Annotated in this window: 15 protein-coding genes; 6 read left to right on the top strand and 9 right to left on the bottom strand. The window is 65.4% G+C overall.

What is annotated here, in order from left to right; translation table 11 throughout:
* Positions 1-26 precede the first annotated feature (26 nt).
* From accC to P6U27_RS19385, 6 genes are all read right to left on the bottom strand, one after another.
* The gene (gene accC / locus P6U27_RS19410) at positions 27-1,379 is read right to left on the bottom strand and encodes an acetyl-CoA carboxylase biotin carboxylase subunit (RefSeq protein ID WP_129142852.1); all 1,353 of its coding nucleotides are present in this window, start codon (positions 1,377-1,379) and stop codon (positions 27-29) included.
* 81 nt (positions 1,380-1,460) lie between these two features.
* A complete protein-coding gene (accB, locus tag P6U27_RS19405; protein WP_122403439.1) occupies positions 1,461-1,955 on the bottom strand; it encodes an acetyl-CoA carboxylase biotin carboxyl carrier protein in 495 nt (164 codons plus the stop codon).
* Positions 1,956-1,990: 35 nt separating this feature from the next.
* On the bottom strand, positions 1,991-2,458 hold the full coding sequence (aroQ, locus tag P6U27_RS19400) for a type II 3-dehydroquinate dehydratase (RefSeq protein WP_122403438.1): 468 nt from the start codon (positions 2,456-2,458) through the stop codon (positions 1,991-1,993).
* 224 nt (positions 2,459-2,682) lie between these two features.
* Entirely contained in the window at positions 2,683-3,474 is a 792-nt protein-coding gene (locus tag P6U27_RS19395) for a DUF1236 domain-containing protein (RefSeq protein ID WP_122403437.1), read from the bottom strand.
* Positions 3,475-3,689: 215 nt separating this feature from the next.
* Complete coding sequence (locus P6U27_RS19390) at positions 3,690-4,457, bottom strand: DsbA family protein (RefSeq protein ID WP_122403436.1); 768 nt, start codon at positions 4,455-4,457, stop codon at positions 3,690-3,692.
* Positions 4,458-4,554: 97 nt separating this feature from the next.
* Positions 4,555-5,955, bottom strand: a complete 1,401-nt coding sequence (locus tag P6U27_RS19385) for a M48 family metalloprotease (protein ID WP_407192353.1) — start codon at positions 5,953-5,955, stop codon at positions 4,555-4,557.
* A 192-nt stretch (positions 5,956-6,147) separates the two neighbouring features.
* On the opposite strand from P6U27_RS19385, the gene P6U27_RS19380 reads away from it, so the two are divergent.
* The 3 genes from P6U27_RS19380 to P6U27_RS19370 all read left to right on the top strand — a co-directional run bounded on the left by P6U27_RS19380 (position 6,148) and on the right by P6U27_RS19370 (position 9,403).
* Positions 6,148-7,335 (top strand): pyridoxal phosphate-dependent aminotransferase, encoded by a 1,188-nt coding sequence (locus tag P6U27_RS19380; protein ID WP_407192352.1) that lies wholly within the window; start codon positions 6,148-6,150, stop codon positions 7,333-7,335.
* 90 nt (positions 7,336-7,425) lie between these two features.
* Entirely contained in the window at positions 7,426-7,983 is a 558-nt protein-coding gene (locus tag P6U27_RS19375; RefSeq protein WP_407194461.1) for a biotin transporter BioY, read from the top strand.
* Between the two features lie 85 nt (positions 7,984-8,068).
* Complete coding sequence (locus P6U27_RS19370; protein WP_122403432.1) at positions 8,069-9,403, top strand: dicarboxylate/amino acid:cation symporter; 1,335 nt, start codon at positions 8,069-8,071, stop codon at positions 9,401-9,403.
* Between the two features lie 149 nt (positions 9,404-9,552).
* Here the strand turns inward: P6U27_RS19370 and P6U27_RS19365 are convergent, their stop codons facing one another.
* The 3 genes from P6U27_RS19365 to P6U27_RS19355 all read right to left on the bottom strand — a co-directional run bounded on the left by P6U27_RS19365 (position 9,553) and on the right by P6U27_RS19355 (position 14,855).
* The gene (locus P6U27_RS19365; RefSeq protein WP_407192351.1) at positions 9,553-10,785 is read right to left on the bottom strand and encodes an NAD(P)/FAD-dependent oxidoreductase; all 1,233 of its coding nucleotides are present in this window, start codon (positions 10,783-10,785) and stop codon (positions 9,553-9,555) included.
* A gap of 28 nt (positions 10,786-10,813) precedes the next feature.
* Positions 10,814-12,310 (bottom strand): amidase, encoded by a 1,497-nt coding sequence (locus tag P6U27_RS19360; protein WP_407192350.1) that lies wholly within the window; start codon positions 12,308-12,310, stop codon positions 10,814-10,816.
* 232 nt (positions 12,311-12,542) lie between these two features.
* Positions 12,543-14,855: a ribonuclease E/G gene (locus P6U27_RS19355; RefSeq protein ID WP_407192349.1), complete on the bottom strand. Its 2,313-nt coding sequence runs from the start codon at positions 14,853-14,855 to the stop codon at positions 12,543-12,545.
* Positions 14,856-14,876: 21 nt separating this feature from the next.
* Here P6U27_RS19355 and P6U27_RS19350 point away from each other — a divergent pair, with 21 nt between their 5' ends.
* The 3 genes from P6U27_RS19350 to P6U27_RS19340 all read left to right on the top strand — a co-directional run bounded on the left by P6U27_RS19350 (position 14,877) and on the right by P6U27_RS19340 (position 20,396).
* Positions 14,877-15,740: a hypothetical protein gene (locus tag P6U27_RS19350; protein ID WP_407192348.1), complete on the top strand. Its 864-nt coding sequence runs from the start codon at positions 14,877-14,879 to the stop codon at positions 15,738-15,740.
* A 614-nt stretch (positions 15,741-16,354) separates the two neighbouring features.
* Positions 16,355-17,650, top strand: coding sequence for an N-acetylmuramoyl-L-alanine amidase (locus tag P6U27_RS19345; RefSeq protein WP_129142848.1), 1,296 nt, complete (start codon positions 16,355-16,357; stop codon positions 17,648-17,650).
* A 241-nt stretch (positions 17,651-17,891) separates the two neighbouring features.
* Entirely contained in the window at positions 17,892-20,396 is a 2,505-nt protein-coding gene (locus P6U27_RS19340; RefSeq protein ID WP_209295861.1) for a penicillin-binding protein 1A, read from the top strand.
* Positions 20,397-20,482 lie beyond the last annotated feature (86 nt).

Genomic DNA, 20,482 nt, shown 5'->3' with positions numbered 1-20,482 from the left:
AGGGTTCCAAAAGGAGCAGGATTATCTCAGGCTGGGTTCGTCTTGCCGGCGAGATATTGTTCCAGCCAGTGGATGTGGTAGTCGCCGTCGATGATGTCGTCTTCGCGCACCAGCGCACGGAAGAGCGGCAGCGTGGTCTCGATGCCTTCGACCACCATCTCGTCCAGTGCCCGGCGCAGCCGCATCAGGCATTCGGCCCGGGTCTTGCCGTGCACGATCAGCTTGCCGACGAGGGAATCGTAATAGGGCGGGATCGTGTACCCCTGGTAGACGGCGGAATCGATCCGGACGCCGAGGCCGCCGGGCGGATGATATTGCAGGATCCGGCCGGGCGAGGGGCGGAAGGTCTGCGGATTCTCGGCGTTGATGCGGCACTCGATGGCGTGGCCGATGACCTGGACTTCGTCCTGCTTGGCCGGCAGATCGCCGCCGGCGGCGATGCGGATCTGCTCCAGCACGAGATCGATGTCGGTGATGCTCTCGGTGACCGGATGCTCCACCTGGATGCGGGTGTTCATCTCGATGAAATAGAATTCACCGTCCTCGTACAGGAATTCGATGGTGCCGACGCCGAGATACTTCATCTCGCGCATCGCTTTCGCGCAGGTCTCGCCGATCTTGGCCCGCGCGGCGGCGGCGAGGACCGGCGAGGGGCCTTCCTCCCAGACCTTCTGGTGGCGGCGTTGCAGCGAGCAGTCGCGTTCGCCGAGATGGATGGCGCCGCCACGGCCGTCGCCGAGGATCTGGATCTCGATATGGCGCGGCTTCTGGAGGTACTTTTCCAGATAGACGGAGGCGTCGCCAAAGGCGGATTTGGCCTCGTTGGCCGCCGTCGAAAGCGCCAGCTGGAGGTCGGCCTCGCTGTGCGCGACCTTCATGCCGCGGCCGCCGCCGCCTGCCGCCGCCTTCACCAGCACCGGAAAGCCGATCTTCTTGGCGATCGCCATCGCGTCGTCATCGGGACCAACCGCACCGTCGGAGCCGGGCACCACGGGGATGCCGAGCCGCTTGGCGGTTTTCTTGGCCTCGATCTTGTCGCCCATCAGGCGGATGTGCTCGGCCTTCGGGCCGATGAAATGCAGATTGTGCTCGGCGAGGATTTCCGCAAAGCGCGCGTTTTCGGAGAGGAAGCCGTAGCCGGGATGCACGGCATCAGCGCCGGTGATCTCGCAGGCCGCGAGCAGCGCGGGCACGTTGAGATAGCTGTCCTTGGACGCCGGCGGCCCGATGCAGACGCTCTCGTCCGACAGCCGCACATGCATGGCGTCGGCGTCGGCAGTGGAGTGCACGGCGACGGTCGCGATCCCGAGCTCCTTGCAGGCCCTGAGGATGCGAAGGGCGATCTCGCCGCGATTGGCTATGAGGATCTTGTCGAACATGGTGCCTCAGGGGGCGAATGGGGAATAGCGAATGGCGAACAGGGCAGAGTAGCTATTCGCTACTCGCCATTCGCCACTCCCTCACTCAATGATGACCAGCGGCTCGCCGTACTCGACCGGCTGGCCGTCCTCGACCAGGATCTGCGTCACCGTGCCGGCGCGCGGCGAGGGGATCTGGTTCATCGTCTTCATGGCTTCGATGATCAGCAGCGTCTGGCCGACCGAGACCTTGGTGCCGACGTCGATGAACGGCTTTGCGCCAGGCTCCGGCGCCCAATAGGCGGTGCCGACCATCGGCGAGGTCACGGCGCCGGGATGCTTCGACAGATCGGCCGCGGCAGGGGCGGGCGCAGCGGCGCTCGCTGCCACCGGCACGGCGGCGGAAGCGGCTGCGACCGGCATCGGCATGGTCGCGGCAACGCTGATGTTGCGGGCGACGCGCAGGCGCAGGCCGGCCCGTTCGATCTCGATCTCGGTGAGGCTGGTCTCATCGAGCAGCAAGGCAAGCTCGCGAACGAGCGCGGAATCCTCGCTGGAAAACTTTGCGGCTGCTTTGTCGTCAGGCTGGCGCGCCATGTTGTTTGATCCGAATGTTCTGTTGGAAGGGAGCGTCAGGCGTTGGGCTTGATGCCGAGCTTGGCGGCAAGGCCCTGGATGGCGAGGCGATAGCCCTCGATGCCGAAACCGCAGAGCGAGGCGAAAGCCGCGCGTGCGGTGTAGGAATGGTGACGAAAACTCTCGCGGGCGTGGATGTTGGTCACATGCACCTCGACCGTCGGAATCTGCACCGCGAGCAGCGCGTCGTGCAGCGCGATGGAGGTGTGGGAATAGCCGCCGGCATTGATGATGATGCCCTTCATCTTGCGCCGGTGCGCCTCGTGGATGAAGTCGATCAGCTCGCCTTCGCGGTTGGACTGCCGGCAGTCAGCCTTGAGACCAAAGGTCGCGGCCGTGTCGCGGCATAGCGCCTCGACGTCAGCCAGCGTGGCGTGGCCATACTTTTCCGGCTCGCGCGTCCCCAGCATGTTGAGGTTCGGCCCGTTCAGGACGAGGATCGTGTCGGTTGCAGGTTCGGCCATTCCAATCCCGGAAGAGGTGCTTCGGCGTGGCGGGTTATAGGTAACAAAGCGCGTGAGGGGAAGCCTTGAAGGGCCTCAGGGGCGGGTTCAAGCACCTCATCCAGTGCGCAAATACCTGTGCGGAAACTACGGAAATTGCTTGTTAACCAGTCCGAAGCATGGCTGCCGGCCGAACGCAAAGGGGCGGGCATCGCTGCCCGCCCCGAGATTGCCGGTGTCCGGCCTTAGGCGTTCAGGACAGCCACGATCTCGTAGGTGTCCGGATTGACGATCACGATCTCATCGCGGATCAGGACGTACTTGTAGGTCCGCCACTCCGGATAGATCGTCACGACCTTCGACGGCAGGGCGTGAAGGGTAATGCCCTCACGCGGGATGCGAGTGCCGACCGAGATCGAGAAGTTTACGTTCGTCACCGGGGCGACGTGCTCCTCGCGGATCACGGACGTGATCTGGGTCCGCTGCTCGGTCGAAAGCTTGGCAGCGGCGCCGGCCTGGCCGGTCGTCTGCGACCGCTCGGTCCCGGTCTGGGTCTGGGTCTGAGTCTGGGAACCCTGGTGACCAGGCGCATTCATGCCGCTGCGGTCTTCCTGACCTTGGGCCTTCATGTCCTTGCTGCCCTTGGTCTCGGTTTCCCTGCTCATGCTGCCCTTGGACTTCTCGTCGCTCCGCGGGCTCTGGCCGACCGTCGACGACTTCTCCGACTGCGTCGACTTCTCACGCATCGCACCCGGCTGGTCCTTGTTCATCTTGTCGGACTGAGTCGATTTGTCATGAGCGCTCGGCTGATCCTTCATGCTGCCGGCCTGGCCGACCGTTCCCTTTTCATGCTTGTCTTGCTTGTCCATGGACTCTTGCTTGTTCATGGAGTCGCTGCGCTCGCCAGAAGGCTGCGTGCTGTGCTGGGTCTGCTGGCCACTCCCGTGGTCCTTGGTGCCGGTTCCTTGCGCATTGGCGAAACCGGTGCCGGCGATCAGCGCCAAAGCTGCAACCGAGACCAAAAAGCGATTAGTCATTTGAACCTCTCCTCACGTGATTTCTTTGCGTCATTGCCCGCGCCGACAACGAAAGGAGAGCGCGGTCGTTCCGAAATCCAGGAGGTTCCGGCGAGCTTTGTTTGCTGAACACCGGATGAACGGTCCCGCCCGACCGCGACAAACTGCGACGGTCCGAACCGCGCAAAAAAGAAGCCGGCTGTGAGCCGGCCTCCTTCAACGCAATGTCGCGTCGCTCAGCAAGTCGCTTTGCCGCAGCGGGCAACGCCGATCTTTTCCCTGAGGCCTTCCACGCCGATGGCACCGACGACGATCTGCTTGCCGATCACGTAGCTCGGCGTGCCATTCATGCCCATCGCTTCGGCAAGCTTGAAGTTCTCCTCGATGGTGGCGCGCACTTCGGGGCTGGCAATGTCCTTCTCGATTCTCGCGGTGTCGAGGCCGGCCTCCTTCGCCGCCTGCATGGCGCGGGCCTTGTCGGCGGCGCCGCGGCCGCCGAGCAGCTTCTGGTGGAAGTCGAGATATTTCTTGCCGGAGGGGTCCTGCATGCGCACGGCGACCGCGACCTGAGCCGCTTCGACCGAACCCTGGCTCAGCACCGGAAACTCCTTTAGCACCACCTTCAGCTTCGGATCGCTCTTCATGAGGTCGAGCATGTCACCCATGGCGCGTTTGCAGTAGCCGCAATTGTAGTCGAAGAACTCGACGAAGGTGACGTCGCCGTCCTTGTTGCCGAGCACGACCTGGCGCGGCGAGTTGAAGATCGCGTCGGCATTCTGCGCGATGCTGGCCTCGTGCTTCTGCGTTTCGGCCGCGGCCTGGCGCTTGCTGAGCTCGGCCATGGCCTCCTCGAGCACCTCGGGATGGCTGACGAGATAGCTCTTGATGATCGCCTCGATGTCGGTGCGCTGGCTGTCGGAGAAACCGTCGGCCGAGGCGGGCACGGCTGCGCCGAGCATGGCGAGCGCAAACAATGCGGGAGCAAGCAGGCGCAGCGAAGGCATAGGCAAATCCTCTTGTTCAAAGCAGTTTCGAGAAACGTCCCGGTGGACTTGAGCTCGGTGTCGTGACGTCGTGGTATCGGGCGTCGTTCGAGTTGCGTCAGTTGCGCGGCGGCTTCGCCTCCACGATGTCGTCGGCCTTGACCCATCCGGGTGTGCCGACGGCGAAACGGGTTTTCGCGCGCGTGGCAAGCTCGCGGGCGGTCTTGTTGTCGCCGCGCAAGTATGCGGCCTGGGCCGAGGCGAGATCTGCCTCGGCATAGTCTCCCTTCCGGCCGTAGGCCATCGCGAGCTGGGTATAGCCGAGCGCCGCCTCGGGCTCTCGAGCCACCGCGGCGCGGAGAATCCGAACAGCTTCGTCGGTGTAGGCTTTATTATCGGTTCCAACCAGAGCCTGCCCAAGTAACATCTCGATGAGGGGCGCGTTGTTGGAGAGTGCGACCGCCTTGCGCAGGGGAGCGACCGCCTCTGCCGGTTTGCCGCTTTCCAAAAGCGCCTGACCGCGCACCTCGTAGAAGTACGGGTTGTTCGGCTGAACCTGGATCAGCGCGTCGATCTGGGCGAGCGCGCTGCGCAGATCGCCGTGCAAATAGGTGCTGATGGCGCGGGCATAGCGCGCGGGCAGGCTGTCGTTGGTCTGGGGATAGCGGCGGTACACCGTCTCGGGACGCTCCATGAAGGCGGAGATCTTGGCGCGGACCATGTCATGCCGGAGCTGGAGTGCGGGATCGTCCTTCTTGTTCCAGTAGGGGCTGGAGCTTGCGAACTCCTGCAGCGCGGCGACGCGCTCGGCCGGCATCGGATGCGACTGCAGGTAGGGATCGGCGCCGCGCGCGGCGAACAGGCTCTCGCTGGTGAAGCGCTTGAACGTCTCGTACATGCCCTTGGGCGATTGCTGCGTCGCGGTCAGGAATTTCACGCCGGCGCGGTCCGCATTCTCCTCCTGCTGGCGCTGATAGGACAGCAGCGACCGGCGGATCACCTCCTGCGGAGCGGAGATCGCGGCGGCGCCCGCATTGGCAAGCCCGTTGTTGCCGCCGCTCGAGCTGCGGGTGCTGCCGGCCGCAATCGCGCCGGCGCCGAGCAGCATCGCAATGATCATCTGGGTCTGCGCGGCGGCGAGCTGCTCGCGCAGCTTGGACAGATGGCCGCCGGCCAGATGTCCGGTCTCGTGCGCGAGCACGCCGATGATCTGGTTCGGCGTCTCCGATTGCAGAATCGCGCCCCAATTGACGAAGATGCGGCGGCCGTCCGCGACGAAAGCGTTGAACGAGCCGTCGTTGATGATCACCATCTGGATGTTCTGCTTCTCCAGACCCGCGACGCGCAGGATCGGGCGCGTGTATTCGCGTAGCAGCTGCTCGGTCTCGGTGTCGCGCAGGACCGGCGGCCCCTTGGCTTGCGCGTGCGCGGACGAGAACGGCGTCAGCGCAATCGCGACGGCCGTGACGAGGGCGGTGAGGGCGGAGGCCTTCTGGCGCAATGCGGTCTGCAGCAACATCGAGCGGTCTGGGTCAAACGGGCTTGATCAAGCAGTTTCGTGATTGGTTTTGGCGATTGGCGGCGGACCGGATACGCGATATGCCCTTGTGAGCCGTGCCCCTTATGAGCCGTACAATGCGGCCAGTCTGGGGCGCAAGCGCCCCGTGTTCCGGACCGACCCGATCGGTCCGCCAGCGAATAGCAGAAATCGATGCACGATGCGACATTGAGGAACCGGTTGGGGCAGTGGCTCGAGCCCTCCCGCCGCAGCGATGTTCCCCCGTTCATGGTGATGGACGTGATGGCCGCGGCGGCCCGAATCGAGGCCGCCGGAGGCCATGTCATCCACATGGAGGTCGGCCAGCCCGCGGCCGGCGCGCCCAGGACCGCGATTGCGGCCGCCCATGCCGCGCTCGAGGCCGGAAGGATCGATTATACCTCCGCGCTCGGCATCCCCAGCCTGCGCGAGCGCATCGCACGGCATTATCGCGACACCTATGGTTGTGACGTCAACCCCGAGCGGATCGTGGTGACCACAGGCTCCTCCGGCGGCTTCATTTTGGCTTTCCTGTCGATGTTCGAGCCTGGCGATCGCGTCGCGGTGACGGTGCCGGGCTATCCGCCATACCGCCACATCCTCACCGCGCTCGGTTGCGAACCGGTGCTGATCGAGACCACGAACGAGACGCGTCATGCGCTCACCGGCGAGGCCCTGCTCGCCGCCCATCGCGAGGCGCCGTTGAAGGGCGTGCTGGTCGGCAGCCCGGCCAATCCGACGGGCACGATGATGTCCCGCGAAGCGCTCGCGGGCCTCATTGCTGCCGCAGAAGACGCAGGCATCCGCTTCATCTCGGACGAGATCTATCACGGGCTCGATTACGCATTTCCCGCCGTGACAGCGGCGGCGCTGTCCAGGCACGCACTCGTGATCAACTCGTTCTCCAAGTATTTTTGCATGACGGGCTGGCGCGTCGGCTGGATGGTCGTTCCCGATATCCTGGTGCGGCCGATCGAGCGGCTGCAACAGAACCTGTCGATTTCGGTGCCGGCGCTGTCGCAGATCGCGGCCGAAGCGGCTTTTGATGGCGCTGCCGAGATGGAGGAGATCAAGCACGGCTATCAGGAAAACCGGCGTGTCCTGATCGATGGATTGCCCAAGGCTGGACTGACGAGATTCCTGCCGGCCGACGGTGCCTTCTATCTTTATGCCGATGTCTCGGACTTCACCTCGGACAGCTTCGACTTCGCCAAGCAAATGCTGGAGCAGGCGGGCGTGGCGGCAACGCCAGGCCTCGATTTCGATCCCATACACGGCCGTTCATTCATACGGTTTTCCTATGCCCGCTCGCTCGATGAGATGCGGGAGGCAGTTGACCGGATCGCTCACTGGCTTAAATAGCCGCCAGTTTTCGACAGCCTTCCGGAGTTCAACTTGTCAGACCGTTCCGCCCCGTCCGCCGCTGCACCACATTCTTCTCTCGCCGCGTTGATGTGGCCGACCCGGCCGGGCGAGGCCGTCGGCGGCTTTCGCGCCTTCGTGCTGATTGCGCTCGGCACGGCGCTGATGGCGCTGTCAGCCAAGGTCAACCTGCCGCTGCCCTATGTGCCGATGACGCTGCAGACGCTGGTGGTGCTGATGATCGGCGCTGCCTATGGCTGGCGCCTTGGCAGCGCAACCATGATCGCCTACCTCGCCGAGGGTGCGATGGGGCTGCCGGTTTTCGCGGGTCCCGTGGGTGGGATTGCACCGCTGGTTGGCCCGACCGGGGGCTATCTGTTCGGCTTTGTGCTGGCTGCGTTTGTCACCGGCTGGCTCGCCGAGCGCGGCTGGGATCGCCGCGTTGTGCTGCTGTTTGCGGCTATGGCCATGGGCCACATCGTCATCTTGGCTGCGGGCTTTGCCTGGCTCGCTTTCGGCATCGGTCTCGGTGCTGCCAAGGCCTGGCAGGTCGGCATCGTGCCGTTCATCGCGGGTTCACTGGTCAAGAATGCGCTCGGCGCGACCCTGATGCCGGCGGTCCGCCGGATCGTCGATCGCCGCGGGTAAAGCGCGCAATAAGAGAGCAGTTCCAATTGACAGGGCCGGCCAAGTTGATCTTGGCTGGCCCCAACGTTTGAGGGGGAGTGAAACGATGACGACGACAACGATGGCGGGGGCGCCGGTCGCGCCGGCCGCAGCCAAGCCGTGGTACAAGATTCTCTACGTTCAGGTGCTGATCGCCATCGTGCTCGGCGCCATCGTCGGATGGCTCTGGCCGTCGGTTGCCACCAACGACTGGATCAAGGCGCTGGGCGACGGCTTCATCAAGCTGATCAAGATGGTGATCGCCCCGATCATCTTCTGCACCGTGGTCTCCGGCATCGCCCACATCCAGGATGCGAAGAAGGTCGGACGCATCGGCGTCAAGGCGCTGGTCTATTTCGAGGTCGTCTCGACCTTCGCGCTGGTGATCGGGCTCCTCATCGGCAATCTCGTGAAGCCTGGCGCGGGCTTCGGCAGTGGGGCGGCCAGCGAGGCGGCCGTTGCAAATTACGCCAAGCAGGCCGCGGGTCAGAAGTCGGTCGACTTCGTGCTGCACATCATTCCGGATACCGTGGTCGGGGCGTTCGCGCAAGGCGAGATCCTGCAGGTGCTGCTGTTCTCGGTGCTGTTCGGCTTTGCCATCATGAGCCTTGGCGAGCGCGGCCACACCATCCGCAGCTTCATCGACGACGCCGCGCATGCGGTGTTCGGCGTCATCTCCATCGTGATGCGTGCAGCGCCGATCGGCGCGTTCGGTGCGATGGCCTATACGATCGGCAAGTTCGGCACCGGCGCGCTCCTCAACCTGATCGGCCTGATCGCGACGTTCTACGTCACGGCTGCGCTGTTCGTGTTCGTCGTGCTCGGCATCATTGCGCGCCTGGCTGGGTTCTCGATCTTCAAGTTCCTGGCCTACATCAAGGACGAGCTGCTGATCGTGCTCGGCACCTCGTCGTCGGAAAGCGCGCTGCCGACCTTGATGGAAAAGCTGGAACGGCTCGGCTGCTCCAAGTCGGTTGTCGGCCTCGTCGTGCCCACGGGTTACTCGTTCAACCTCGACGGCACCAACATCTACATGACGTTGGCAACGCTCTTCATCGCGCAGGCGCTCGGTTACGATCTCTCCTTCAGCCAGCAGCTCACGATCCTGGTCGTGGCGATGCTGACCTCGAAGGGCGCCTCCGGCATCACCGGCGCGGGCTTCATCACGCTGGCGGCAACGCTCGCCGTGGTCGATCCGCGCCTCGTGCCGGGCATGGCGATCGTGCTCGGCATCGACAAGTTCATGAGCGAGTGCCGCGCGCTGACCAATCTGTGCGGCAACGGCGTCGCTTGCGTGATCGTGGCCTGGTGGGAAGGCGAGCTCGACCGCGACAAGCTCAACGCCAACCTTTCCAAGCAGATCGATCCGACCGACATGGAGACGGCGATCACCACGGACTGATCCGATCTGACGGCGCGAGCTGCGCTGTCAGATCTTGAAGTAACAGGGCTGGTCGAGATCCTCGATCAGCCCTTTTTCTTTGGGCTCCGGGACGACCCCCTGATGCGCCTGTCGGCTGTGTTCGCGGTGCTCGCCGCGAACGCGGAGGGTTAAAACCGCTCCGGCCGGTACGGCGCGGGATCGATCGACGGCGTCTCGCCGCTCATGATCTCGGCGAGCAGGCGCCCGGTCGCAGGGCCCAGCGTAAAGCCCTGGTGCCCGTGACCAAAGTTCATCCAGAGGCCGGGATGACGCGGGGCCTGTCCGAGCACCGGCAGCATGTCCGGCGTGCAGGGGCGGGTGCCGAACCACGGATCCGGCTCGACCCGTTTGCCGAGATCGATCAGCTCGCGCGCGGAGGCTTCCGCGCTGGCGAGCTGTACCGGTGTTGCGAGCGCATCCGGGCCCGTCAGCTCAGCGCCGGTGGTGATGCGAATTCCTTTGGCCATCGGGCCCATGGCGTAGCCACGGGCCTTGTCGACGAGCGGCAGGTCGAGCGAAGCGCCGCCGCTATAATGCATGTGATAGCCGCGCTTGCGCACCAGCGGGATGCGATAGCCGAACTTGTACAACAGATCGGGCGACCAGGGTCCGAGCGTCACGACGGCATGGGGAGCATCGATGCGCCCCTGATCGGTGTCGACCGACCAGCCAGTCGCAGTTTGCCGCAGCGACTGCGCATCACCCAGCACGATCCGGCCGCCGAGGCGCGCGAACAGCTCGGCATAGGCGGTCACCAGCGCACCCGGATCGGACACGGTCCAGGTGTCGAGCCAATGGATCGCGCCGGGCAGATCCTCGCGCAGGATCGGCTCGGCTTTTGTCAACTCGCTGCCTGACAGAACGCGAAAGTTCACACCGAATTCGCGCCGATCTTGCTCCGCGTCCTCGATCGAGTGCTCCAGGGCGGCGGCATCGCGGTACAGCGCGCGATAGCCGGCCCGGCGGATCAGATTGTCGGCATGGGCCTCGCGGATCAGGATGTCGTGTTCGGCCGTCGCGCTGGCGATCAGGCGCGCCCAGCCGGCGATCGCCTCGCGATGCCGCTTCGGCGCCGAATGCCACCAATAGCGGAGCAGGGGCTCGATGTGCAGATGGAGGGAGGAGAGGCTGTAGCGCACGTCGTTGGTGCGGCCGGTCGCGATCTTCAAGAGCGAGGCGAGATCGCGCGGCATCGGATAGGGCCGCACCGCTTCCGCCTGGATCATCCCGGCATTGCCGTAGCTGGTCTCGCGGCCGGGCTCCCTGCGATCGACCAGCGTGACCGACCAGCCGCGCTGCTGCAGATGCAGCGCGGCACCCACGCCCACCATGCCGCCGCCGAGAATGATCGCGCTTTGCATCGGAAACAATTCTCCTGTCAGGCCCGGGTCATTCCCAGGTGAGGAAATCTGGTGCGGCCGATAGCGGCGGTGCCGCGGCGAGCCGTGCGAAATCGGGCACGGGGCGGCACAATTGCGCATCGTTCGCGAACGCAGCCTCGATGCTCGCGGCGACCGAGAGCACGATCGCATCGCCGCCGCGCGGGCCGACGATCTGGAGGCCGAACGGAAGGCCAGCTTCATCGAGACCGAGCGGAATGCTGATCGCGGGATGGCCGGGCAGCGTGACGGCATAGGCGAGCGCGAGCCAGTGGAAATAAGATTTGGTCGGCACGCCGTCGATCTCGGCGGGATAGAGCTCCGACCACGGCCGCGGGCTCAGCGTGATGGTCGGGCTGATCAGCACGTCGCAATTTGCGAAGAAGGTCTGGTAGGCTCGATAGATCCGCGTCTGTGTCGTGGCGGCGCGGGCGTAGTCCTCGAGCGTGTAGCCGAGGCCTTCCTCGACATTGGCGCGGACGTTGGGGCCGAGCATCTCGGGACGTTCTTTGTAATTCTTGCCATGCGTCGCCAGGAACATGCCGGCGCGCAGCACGGCGAAGGCGTCGTCGGCGCCGGAGCAGTCGGGTGTGGCCTCGCGGCAGTCGGCGAACAGCGGTGCAAGCTTCTTCACGCGTGCGCGGAACACGCGGCGGATCGCCTGCTCGGTCGGTGCGAAGCCGAAGTCTTCGGTGAAAGCGAGACGCAGCTTGCCGAGATTGGCGGGGCGCGGCGCGGCCCAGCGCTCGGCACGGGCCCGCAACGGTTCGCCGGGCAGGGTGTAGGCGAGCGGATCGCGGGCATCGTCGCTCGCCATCACCGAGAGCATCAGCGCGGCGTCGGCAACGTTGCGCGCCATCGGCCCATCGGTCGAGAGGTTCGACCAGCCGAAGATGCGCTTTTCGCTCGGCACGAGGCCGTAGGACGGGCGCATCCCGACGATGCCGGAGAAGCCGGCCGGATTGCGCAAGCTTCCGCCGGTGTCGGAGCCCGAGGCGAGCGGGGCCATGCCGCAGGCGAGCGCCACCGCCGAGCCACCGGACGAGCCCGCCGCCGAACGCATGGGGTCGAACGGGTTGCCCGTCGCGCCGAACACGGGATTGCGGGTGTTGCCGCCGGCCGCCCATTCCGGCGTGTTGGTCTTGCCGAAGATGATGGCGCCGGCCGCGCGCAAGCGAGCGACCGAACCCTGATCGGCGGCCGGCACGTTGTCGCGCAGCAGCGGGCTGCCATAGGTGGAGCGCATCCCGGCGGTGTCCTGCGTGTCCTTGATCAAGACAGGCAGGCCGTGCAGCGCGCCGCGATCCTCGCCGCGCAGGATGGCTGCCTCGGCTGCCTTCGCGGCTGCACGTGCGCCCGGCTCATCCAGAGTCACGACGGCGTTGACGGCGCCATTGACGGCGGTGATGCGCGACAGGCAGGCGTCGAGGAGTTCGACAGGCGAGATCGTCCGTGCGGCCAACAGGCGACGCAGCTCAACGGCACTGGAATCACAAAGCTCTGACAACGCTGGTCCTCTTCTAAGTCGTCAAGACGACTTAGCACATCGGAAGCCGGGTTGGATGCGCTGCACACCAGTTTTGTGCGCCGGAGGATATTTGCGAGTTCGACCGCATGTCTGTCGGCCGCATCATGGCTACCATCAACCTCACGCAAGCAAGACGCCCGCTCGCGCGAGCAAGGACATTTGCACGCAACGAAAAACGCCCGGCTCGGCCGGGCGTTTCCATGAGTGTGGCTTACTGGCCGCCGCCGAAACGGCGTGACCACCAGCCGGCGCGGCGCGGTGCGGCCGGGGTTTCGCTTGCGGCCTCCGGCGCGGGCTCGGGTGCCGGCGCAGGCGCAGCAACCGGTTCGGTCGCCTGCGCCACCGGCGTTGCGGGCTCGGGCTGACTGTTCAGCAGGAAGCTCACCTTTTCCCGGACGGTGGAGCGGCGCCGCGCGGTCTTGTCGCCGGCGGGCTCTTCTTCCGGCGTCGCGGTCGCGGCGGGAGCCGGCTCCGGCTGGGCCGGCGCTTCGGTCTGCACCTCGGCGCGCGGCTCAGGCTGCTCGACTTGCGGCTCGGTGATGTGCTCGGTCTGCGCGATCGAGGGCGCGGTCTCGCTGCCGAAGCCGTCGAAATCGGCCACCGCGCCGGCAGCTTCCAGCGGCGGATTGGTGCCGAGTTCGTCGTTGATGGATCCGGCGAGACCTTCCTCGCCGCCACCGCGACGGCGGCGTCCGCCGCGGCGACCACGCCGGCGCCGGCGCTCGCCGCCGCCCTGCTGCTCGCCACGGGCCGCTTGTTCCTCGCCTTCCTCGCCGTCCTGCTCGGACTCGGTCTCGTCTTCACCTTCACCGGCCGCCATGGCCGCTTCGGGCAGCGTGGAGGCGGTATCCTCGCGCAACTCGCTGTCGCGCTGGCCACCGCGGCCGCGCCGGCGGCGACGGCGCTTGCGGCGCTGGCCGTCCTGCTCGGAGGCAGCCTCGCCGGCAGCCTGCTCGTCGGCAAGACCTTCGGTCTCGTCGGTCTCGACCTCGGATTCAGTCTCCAGGTCGAACCCATCCTCGTCGTCATAGGCTTCTTCGGCCAGTGGCGGCGGGCTCGCAGCGGCCTGCGCAGCGAGCAGCGCCTTGGCGGCTTCGAGCGTATGCACCTGCTCGCCGCGGTCGATCACATAGGCCTGCGGACCGCTGACGCTGGGATCGGCGATCACCGACAGCGTGACCTTGAAGCCGTTCTCGAGGTCGCGCAGATGGCCGCGCTTGTGGTTCAGCACATAGAGCGCGACGTCGGTGCGGGTGCGGACCACGAGGTTGTGGGTCGCGCCCTTCATCAGGATCTCTTCGAGGCCGCGCAAGAGCTGCAGCGCCACCGAAGACACCGAGCGGACGTGGCCGGTGCCGCCGCAATGCGGGCACGGATCGGTCGAGGACTCCAGCACGCTGGCACGGATGCGCTGGCGCGACATCTCCAAGAGGCCGAAATGCGAGATGCGGCCGACCTGGATGCGCGCGCGATCCTGCCTGAGGCAGTCGGACAGCTTGCGCTCGACCGCACGGTTGTTGCGCTTCTCGTCCATGTCGATGAAATCGATGACGATCAGGCCGGCGAGGTCGCGCAGGCGAAGCTGGCGGGCGACCTCTTCGGCCGCCTCCAGATTGGTCTTGAGCGCAGTGTCCTCGATGTGGTGCTCGCGGGTCGAGCGTCCGGAGTTGACGTCGATCGAGACCAGCGCCTCGGTCTGGTTGATCACGATGTAGCCGCCGGAGCGCAGTTGCACGGTCGGCGAGAACATCGCATCGAGCTGACTCTCGACGCCCATGCGCGAGAACAGCGGCTGGCCGTCGCGATACTGCTTCACCGCGCTGACATTGGCGGGCATCAGCATCTTCATGAAATCGCGCGCTTCGCGGTAGCCGGCCTCGCCGGCGACCTGGATCTCGTCGATCTCCTTGTTGTAGAGGTCGCGCAGCGAGCGCTTGATCAGCGAGCCTTCCTCGTAGACGAGGGTCGGGGCCTGCGACTTCAGCGTGAGGTCGCGTACCGTTTCCCACATCCGGATCAGATATTCGAAATCGCGCTTGATCTCCGGCTTGGTGCGGGAGGCGCCGGCTGTGCGCAGGATGATGCCCATGCCCTCGGGCACGTCGAGATCCTGCACCACTTCCTTGAGGCGCGAACGATCCTGCGCGCTGGTGATCTTGCGGCTGATGCCGCCGCCGCGTGCGGTGTTGGGCATCAGCACGGCGTAGCGGCCGGCGAGCGAGAGGTAGGTCGTCAGCGCCGCGCCCTTGTTGCCGCGCTCTTCCTTGACGACCTGCACCAGCATGACCTGGCGGCGCTTGATGACTTCCTGGATCTTGTACTGACGGCGCGGGCGGAAGGTGCGCTCCGGCACTTCCTCCAGCACGTCGTCGCCGCCGACGGATTCGACGACTTCCTCTTCGGCATCCTCGCCGTCCTCGTCCTCGTCATCCTCGCCGACTGCGTCCACGGGCTCGGCATGCGGCGCTTCAGTGCCCTCTCCGGCGGCGTAGACGGCATCGGCCGGCTCGGCCGCTGATGTCACGGCTTCAGCCAGACGTTCCGCATGCGCTTCCGCGGCATGAGCTTCGGGGGCAGTCTCGAAGGTTTGGGCCGGCTGCGGCTCGGTAACGGTCTCGGTCGCGACCACGGGCTCGGCGCCGACCGCAGCGACGGGAGCCGGCGTCTCATCGGCATGCCCATGGTCGTGAGGATCGCGCTCGCCCTCATGATCGTGGGCGTCATGATCGTGAGCGTGATGGTGCTCGTCATCATGGGCGTGATGATGATCATCGTGATCATGTTCGTCATGATCGTGATCGTGGCCCTCATGCTCGCCGTGATGCTCCGCCTCGGTGTGCAGGGGCTCGCCCTCGTGTTCCGGCGGTGTCGCGTCCTCGACGGGCTGCGCGACGGGATCGGCTCCGGCGTCGAGGCCTTCGACGATATCGCTGCGCACGCGTTCGCCATGACCGCGGCGGCGGGCGCTGCGGTGGCGCGAACGGCGGCGGCCGTGCGAGCGGTTCTCGCTCTCTTCCTCGGCCTCGCGATGGGCCTGTTCCTCGGCCTCGATCAGCGCCTGCCGGTCGGCGACCGGGATCTGGTAGTAGTCGGGATGGATTTCGCTGAAGGCGAGGAAGCCGTGGCGGTTACCGCCATATTCGACGAAGGCGGCCTGGAGCGAGGGTTCGACCCTGGTGACCTTGGCGAGGTAGATATTCCCGCGCAGTTGCTTGCGTTGCGCGGTCTCGAAATCAAACTCTTCGACGCGATTGCCGCGGACCACGACGACCCGGGTCTCTTCCGGGTGGGTGGCATCGATCAACATCTTGTTGGGCATGTCTTAACTCTTGGCGGCGGCGGACGCGATAAACCGTGGGCGCGTATCGCGCCGCCGGGTGACGCGACGGTCCACCTGATTCGGGGCTGAGGGGAAGGCCGAAACGCCGTCTCTCGCGCCTTGCCGAACCGGAAGCTTCAGGACCATTGCGACGCGCGGGATTGTCACTCCGCAGCGTCGCGAATGATCCTTCAGATTTCGTCGGCACAGTCTGGCGCATCAAGCGTCGGCCCGTATGAAACATTGGGCGGCGAGGCCGCCCTTCAATCAGTTGCTGCTGGCCAGGCACGGCGCGAGCGCGCTCGCCTTAGGATCACGAACCGCCCCCTTGGGATCAAGGGGCCGGGTAATGGGTTACGTCGCTGTCAGAACCGTCCCGGTAACATGAGTGGTAACCCGAGACCGTCCGCCGCCGGGGCTTGACCCGCTTCACCTCGCTGCCGCGCACCGCGCTGGTCTTAGAGGGAAGCGGAAAACGCTGGAATTCCCAAACCTTGGGAGTTCCGGCGCTGCACCGGAAGGCTGAATGCGACACAACCGGGAATATCGGCCGTCAGCATTCCGTACATACGAGGAATGAGCCATCCGTGCAAGGGAGCGTCGCACGGCGGTCACAGTCGGCGAGTTTCGCAGCTCTGTCATTAAGGAGCGATTAACCCTGTGGTTCTATTGCGTTAAGAGGGCTGCTCGGAGGCACGGAATCGGTGGCGAGCCGCACAAATCGACAGGTTTTGCTGGGAGGCGTGTTGCTGTGCATCGCGGCATTGCCGTGTGCTGATTCCTCGCGCCTCATTGCTGCGGAAAGCCAACTGCAACCCACTGTTGCGGCATCGAATTTTCCAGTCGCCTCGGCCGCCCGGCTGGCCGGCGATGGCAGGCAGACCCGCTTCATCCTCGACCTCGACCAGACCGTCACCTTCCGCGCCGTCACGCTGGCCGACCCCTACCGCGTGGTGGTAGATGTGCCGCAAGTCAATTTTCAGCTGCCTGCCGGTACCGGGAGCGGGGGACGGGGGTTGGTCAAGGCCTTCCGCTACGGGCTCGTCATGCCCGGCGGCTCGCGAATCGTGTTCGACCTGACCGGGCCGGCGAAGATCGCCAATTCCTACGTGCTCGAGGCGGCCAATGGCCAGCCGGCCCGGCTCGTGCTCGAGCTGGAGGAGGTCGACCGCACCGCCTTCGTGTCGTCGCTTGCCCCTGAAAACCGTCCTGAGCTGCGGCCCGCAATCGCGGAAGCGCCGCCTGCCACGGTTCCCAGCCCGACGGCGCCGGAAGCCGCGCAGCAGAAGGCTGACGGCCGTCCGGTGGTCGTGATCGATCCCGGGCATGGCGGCATCGACAACGGGACGCAGTCGAGCGGCGAGAGCGAGAAGAACCTGGTGCTGGCTTTTGGCCTGGCGCTACGCGACAAGCTGGAGAAGGCCGGCAAGTACCGCGTGGTGATGACGCGGGACGACGACACCTTCATTCCCCTCAATGACCGGACCAAGATCGCCCGCAATCTCAAGGCGGCGTTGTTCGTCTCGATTCATGCCGATGCGCTGCCGCGTGCCGAGGGCGATGCGCAAGGTGCGACCATCTATACGCTCTCCGACAAGGCGTCCGACGCCGAGGCCCAGCGGCTGGCGGATGCGGAGAACCGGGCCGATGCGATCGCCGGCTTCAACCTCGCGGAGGAGCCGACCGACGTCGCCGACATCCTGATCGACCTCACGCAGCGGGAAACCCGCACCTTTTCAAACCGTTTCGCCCGCCTATTGATGGGGGAAATGAAGCAGACGGTGCGGATGCACAAGCATCCCCTGAAGTCCGCCGGCTTCCGAGTCCTGAAGGCGCCCGATGTGCCCTCGGTACTGGTCGAGATCGGTTATGTCTCCAACAAGGGAGACCTCGAGCACTTGGTCTCCGAGGGGTGGCGATCCCGCGCCGTGGGCTCGATGGCACAGGCGATCGACGGATTTTTGACCAAGCGGATGGCCACAGCCGGGACGTCGAACTGAAACGGTTTGTCCCTCCCGGCCCAAAGGCCCTAGTTTGGCCACAGCGGACGCTTTATAAAAACCCCGCAGGGGGTTCCGGAATCGGCGAGAATCCTGTTCGGCAAGCGTCTTAAGTCCGGCATTGATGTGATTGCGTAAGCCGGTGAATTCGCGACGTGAGGTTGGCGCCTGTTTGGGGTGCCAAGGGACCGATACTGGGCTGATACTGGGCTGATCCAGAGTTTGAACGGATAAACAGATAATGCGCTTGCTGGTGCGGTTCATGGGCTTCCTGTTCGCCGCGGGAACGGTGGTGTTCCTTGTCGGTGTCGGGGCCGTGGCAGGCCTGATCTGGCATTTCTCCAAGGACTTGCCGGACTACTCTCAGCTACAGGATTACGAGCCGCCGGTGATGACGCGCGTGCATGCGGTCGATGGCTCGCTGCTCGGCGAATACGCCAAGGAGCGGCGGCTGTATCTGCCGATCCAGGCGGTGCCCAAGCTCGTGATCAACGCCTTCCTCGCGGCCGAAGACAAGAATTTCTACGAGCATGGCGGCATCGACTACACCGGCATGGCGCGCGCCGGATTGCTTTATCTGCAGAACTACGGCTCCAACCGCCGTCCGCAGGGTGCTTCCACGATCACCCAGCAGGTCGCCAAGAACTTCCTGCTCACCAACGAGGTCTCCTTCGCCCGCAAGATCAAGGAAGCCTTGCTCGCGATGCGGATCGAGAAGACCTACTCGAAGGACAAGATCCTCGAGCTGTACCTGAACGAAATCTATCTCGGCCTCGGCGCGTACGGTATCGCAGCCGCCTCGCTCGTCTATTTCGACAAGTCGGTGAACGAGCTGACGGTGGCGGAAGCGTCCTATCTGGCGGCGCTGCCGAAGATGCCGGCGACGCTGCATCCGGTCCGTAACCGCGATCGCGCCATCGAGCGCCGCAACTACGTCATCGACCGTCTCTTGGAGAACGGCTGGATCAAGCAGGCCGACGCCGACAAGGCGCGCAAGGAGCCGCTGGCCGTGACCAACCGCTCCAACGGTGCCCACACCTTCGCCGGCGAATATTTCGCCGAGGAAGTCCGCCGCGACATCTTCGAGCGCTACGGCGAGAAGAAGCTCTACGAGGGCGGTCTCTCCGTCCGCACCACGCTCGATCCCAAGATCCAGGTCATGGCGCGCAAGACCATGGTCGCCGGCCTCGTGAACTACGATGAGCAGCAGGGCTATCGCGGCGCCATCAGCAAGCTCGATATCTCCGGCGACTGGGGCGTGAAGCTTGCCGAGATCAAGTCGCTGTCCGACATCTCGCCGTGGCGTATGGCGGTGGTGCTGGAGACCAGCGACCAGTCGGCACGCATCGGCTTCCAGCCGAGCCGCGAGCTCGGCGGCGCCATCAGCAAGCAGCGCGAGACCGGCCTCGTCACGCTCGACGGCGTGCGCTGGGCGAGGGCGGCCCAAGGCAACGCCAAGGGCAAGACGCCGACGTCCGTGGCGCAGGTGCTTGCACCTGGCGACGTGATCTATGCCGATCCGCTCTACACCAAGGAGGGACAGCCGGTCGAAGGTCAGTACCGGCTGCGCCAGATCCCCGAAGTGTCCGGCGCCATGGTGGTGATGGATCCCTGGACTGGCCGTGTGCTTGCGATGGTCGGCGGCTTCTCCTTCGACCAGAGCCAGTTCAATCGCGCCACGCAGGCCTATCGGCAGCCGGGTTCGTCGTTCAAGCCGATCGTCTATTCGGCCGCGCTCGACAACGGATACACGCCCTCGACCGTCGTGCTCGACGCGCCGATCGAAATCGACCAGGGCCAGGGCGCAGGCGTGTGGCGGCCGGAAAACTTCTCCTCCGGCAAATTCCAGGGACCGGTGACGCTGCGCAACGCGTTGCGGCAGTCGCTCAACACCGTGACGGTGCGCCTCGCGCAGGACATCGGCATGCCGCTGATCGGCGAATACGCCCGCCGTTTCGGTGTCTATGACGAACTGCCGAACTATCTCTCCTACGCGCTCGGCGCCGGCGAAACGACGGCGATGCGCATGGTCACGGCTTACTCGATGCTCGCCAACGGCGGCCGGCGCGTGAAGCCGACCCTGATCGACCGCATCCAGGACCGCTACGGCCATACCATCTTCAAGCACGACCAGCGCGAATGCCGCGGCTGCGATGCGCCGGGCGGCTGGAAGAACCAGCCTGAGCCGCAGCTGATCGACCGCCGCGAGCAGGTGCTCGACTCCATGACCGCCTATCAGATCACCGAGCTGATGGAAGGCGTGGTCCAGGCCGGTACCGCGACCGTGGTGAAGGAGGTCGGCAAGCCGATCGCCGGCAAGACCGGCACCACCAACGAGGCCAAGGACGCCTGGTTCGTCGGCTTCTCGCCCGACATCGCCGTCGCCATCTATATGGGCTACGACAAGCCGCGTCCGCTCGGCAAAGGCAATGCCGCGACCGGCGGCCATCTGGCTGCACCCATCGCGCGCGATTTCCTCAAGCTCGCGCTCGCCGACAAGCCCGCCGTTCCGTTCAAGGTGCCGGCCGGCATCAAGCTGGTGCGCGTCGTCGCCAAGACCGGCATGCGCGCCGGGCCGGGCGAGACCGGCGGGACGATCCTCGAAGCCTTCAAACCGGGTACGGCGCCCCCGGATAATTACTCCGTCATCGGCGTGGCCGATGCCGACGGCCGCATGCCGGCCTCGCAACAGCAGCAGCCCGATGCCGGCTTCTTCATGCGGCCGGGCACCGGCGGACTGTACTAGGCCGCGGATAAGACAGACGATCGCGGTTCCGGCGGTTGCGCTTTGCAGCCGCCGCCGCTACATCCCCATCTCGAATTGCAGGCGGG

The organism is Bradyrhizobium sp. STM 3566 (assembly GCF_045571445.1).
In the GTDB taxonomy this organism is placed as follows: Bacteria; Pseudomonadota; Alphaproteobacteria; order Rhizobiales; family Xanthobacteraceae; genus Bradyrhizobium; species Bradyrhizobium vignae.
Note: the sequence above shows the minus strand (reverse complement) of the source record. Positions and strands in the feature narration are given on the sequence as shown.